This window comes from Arenibacter palladensis (assembly GCF_900129275.1).
Lineage (GTDB): Bacteria > Bacteroidota > Bacteroidia > Flavobacteriales > Flavobacteriaceae > Arenibacter > Arenibacter palladensis.
Genome location: NZ_FQUX01000024.1, coordinates 1 through 1,396 on the forward strand (window position 1 = coordinate 1; position 1,396 = coordinate 1,396).

General features: G+C 51.8%; 1 rRNA gene. It reads right to left on the reverse strand.

Features of this window, described 5'->3' with window-relative positions:
- A 16S ribosomal RNA gene (locus BUA60_RS22700) occupies positions 1 to 1,254 on the reverse strand; the annotation flags it as partial.
- Positions 1,255 to 1,396: the final 142 nt, after the last annotated feature.

Below are 1,396 nucleotides of genomic sequence, written 5' to 3' on the forward strand. Positions count from 1 at the left end.
AGTGGCTGCTCTCTGTACCGGCCATTGTAGCACGTGTGTGGCCCAGGACGTAAGGGCCGTGATGATTTGACGTCATCCCCACCTTCCTCGCGGTTTGCACCGGCAGTCCCGTTAGAGTCCCCATCTTTACATGCTGGCAACTAACGGCAGGGGTTGCGCTCGTTATAGGACTTAACCTGACACCTCACGGCACGAGCTGACGACAACCATGCAGCACCTTGTGATCTGCCCGAAGGAGGCTCTATCTCTAAAGCTGTCAGACCACATTTAAGCCCTGGTAAGGTTCCTCGCGTATCATCGAATTAAACCACATGCTCCACCGCTTGTGCGGGCCCCCGTCAATTCCTTTGAGTTTCATCCTTGCGGACGTACTCCCCAGGTGGGATACTTATCACTTTCGCTTGGCCGCCCAGATTTGCATCCGGACAGCTAGTATCCATCGTTTACGGCGTGGACTACCAGGGTATCTAATCCTGTTCGCTCCCCACGCTTTCGTCCATCAGCGTCAGTATATGGTTAGTAACCTGCCTTCGCAATCGGTATTCTATGTAATATCTATGCATTTCACCGCTACACTACATATTCTAGTTACTTCACCATAACTCAAGACCACCAGTATCAAGGGCAATTCTACGGTTGAGCCGCAGACTTTCACCCCTGACTTAATGGCCCGCCTACGGACCCTTTAAACCCAATGATTCCGGATAACGCTCGGATCCTCCGTATTACCGCGGCTGCTGGCACGGAGTTAGCCGATCCTTATTCTTACGGTACCGTCAGAAGGGCACACGTGCCCCTTGTTCTTCCCGTACAAAAGCAGTTTACAATCCATAGGACCGTCTTCCTGCACGCGGCATGGCTGGATCAGGCTCCCGCCCATTGTCCAATATTCCTCACTGCTGCCTCCCGTAGGAGTCTGGTCCGTGTCTCAGTACCAGTGTGGGGGATCCCCCTCTCAGGGCCCCTACCCATCGCTGCCTTGGTAAGCCGTTACCTTACCAACTAACTAATGGGACGCATAGTCATCCTGTACCGTAGCCTTTAATGTAATAGCGATGCCGCTAATACATACTATGGGGCATTAATCCAAATTTCTCTGGGCTATTCCCCAGTACAGGGCAGATTCTATACGCGTTGCGCACCCGTGCGCCGGTCGCCGGCGGATAAGCAAGCTTATCCCCGCTGCCCCTCGACTTGCATGTGTTAGGCCTGCCGCTAGCGTTCATCCTGAGCCAGGATCAAACTCTTCATCGTTGATTCTTATATAACTTCGATCAACCCATAAAAGCATTTTCCCGGCCCGTTATTTCGATTTCTTTTTCTGCACCACATACCCGTTTCCAAGCATGTGGCGCGCTGTCTTTACAATATATCAATGAACTTGTTTACTTCTTTT